2 protein-coding genes are annotated in these 1701 nt (G+C 61.7%); one reads left to right on the top strand and one right to left on the bottom strand.

The window, feature by feature from the left end:
• Nucleotides 1–177 precede the first annotated feature (177 nt).
• Nucleotides 178–426: a cupin domain-containing protein gene (locus BMX43_RS17555; protein WP_245749527.1), complete on the top strand. Its 249-nt coding sequence runs from the start codon at nt 178–180 to the stop codon at nt 424–426.
• On the opposite strand, the gene BMX43_RS17550 is transcribed toward BMX43_RS17555, so the two are convergent.
• Nucleotides 421–1574, bottom strand: a protein-coding gene (locus BMX43_RS17550; RefSeq protein WP_091303463.1) for an IS3 family transposase whose coding sequence is annotated in 2 segments (ribosomal slippage) — nt 421–1325 and nt 1325–1574 — 1155 coding nt in all. Because the reading frame shifts where the segments join, the coding sequence is not laid out codon by codon here. The two genes, BMX43_RS17555 and BMX43_RS17550, sit on opposite strands and share 6 nt — an antisense overlap.
• Between the last annotated feature and the right edge of the window lie 127 nt (nt 1575–1701).

Here is a 1701-nt window from a genome sequence, read left to right as displayed (position 1 = left end):
TCCAGCCCCTGGCATGAAAATGGCGGGCCGTTTCAAGCCCGTAGCCAGACGAGGCGCCGGTGATGAGGATGATGTTCAATGTGATCTCCTGTGGTATTGGTTGACAGGAGGGATGTAACCCGCATGATCTGGATGATCATCAATCAGAAGTCCTGATTGATTTTGCGAAAGTCCTGGATGTCTGATCCGCTTGCTCAGGTGATCGAACTGCTGCGCCCGCAGGCCGTGTTCTCGAAAGGGATTACCGGCGCCGGTCGTTGGGCCGTCGAATACACCGAGTTCGGCCGCCCCGCCTTTGCAGCGATGATCGAGGGGAGCTGTCGTCTGACCGTCGCGGGGCAAGAGCCGGTCGTGGTTGAGGTGGGTGACTTCGTCCTGCTGCCCGCAACGCCGCTGACCTGCCCCCCGGTCGTCCCTCGTTCATAACGAGAGTCCTTGGGTTTGATAGTTGTCGGTTTTGGGTTGGGCAAGCGCGCCGGGCGCGGAGCCCTCAGATTGCTCTAGCGCCCGGCGCGCTTCTGCTGGCGTTTGGTTGCCCAGCGAGGAATGCGGCCTGACGTTGTTGTAGTCGTAGCGCCAGAGGGCCAGTTTGCGGCGGGCATCGGCCAGGCTGTCGAAGATCTCCTCATTCAAGCATTCGTCGCGCAGGCTACCGTTGAATGACTCGATGAAGCCATTCTGCTGTGGCTTGCCCGGGTCGATGTAGTGCCATTCGACGCCGTTCTCGTTGGCCCACTTCAGGATGGCCTTGCTGGTGAACTCGGTTCCGTTGTCGCTGACGATGCAAGCGGGCTTGCCGTAGATCCTGACCAGCGCATCCAGTTCCCGCGCCACCCGAGCCCCCGAGATGCTCGTGTCGGCGATCAGCGCCAGGTTCTCGCGGCAGCAATCGTCGTTCACGGCCAGGATGCGGAATTTGCGGCAGGCCCCGAACGTGTCGGACAGAAAGTCCAGAGACCAGCGCTGGTTCGGGCGCAATGGCATCGGCATCGAGGTTCGGCTTCCGCGCGCTCTCTTGCGGCCACGACGGCGGCGCACTGACAGCCCCTCTTCGCGGTAAATCCGATAGAGCTTCTTTTCGTTCATGATCATGCCCTTGCGCTCCAGCATGATGCCGACGCGCCGATAGCCGAAGCGTCGGCGCTTCTCAGCAATCTTGTGCATCTCCTCACGGATCTCCGGGTTGTCCGGCGGCCTCTCGCGCCGCACCGTCTTCGGATCGACACCGATCAGGACGCAGGCCCGGCGTTGAGAGATCAGATGATCCTTCATCGCCCGCAGCACCGCGTCCCGCCGTTGCATCGGCGTCGTCAGGGCTTTCCCAGGAGATCCTTGAGCACGACGTTGTCGAGCATCGCATCCGCCAACAGGCGCTTCAGCTTCGCATTCTCGTCCTCGAGCTGCTTCAGGCGTTTGGCATCGGACAGGTCCATCCCACCATACTTGGCCTTCAGCTTGTAGAAGGTTGCGGGGCTCAACCCGTGCTTCCGGCAAAGCTCGGAGGTCGGCAAGCCAGCCTCCTGCTCTTTGATCATCCCGATGATTTGCGCCTCGGTGAAACGGCTCTTCCTCATGTCGTCTGCTCCTTCAGGTTGGGCAGACTCTACATCACGGCGAGGGAACTTCCGGGGGGCAGGTCACCGCGCTTCGGCATGTCAAGCCTCGACCCGGGGCCGGTGCAGAGGATCGACGCCCGAACCG

Origin of the sequence: Gemmobacter aquatilis, assembly GCF_900110025.1 — a bacterium.
Classification (GTDB): Bacteria; Pseudomonadota; Alphaproteobacteria; order Rhodobacterales; family Rhodobacteraceae; genus Gemmobacter; species Gemmobacter aquatilis.
This window is presented reverse-complemented; position numbering and strand designations above follow the sequence as displayed.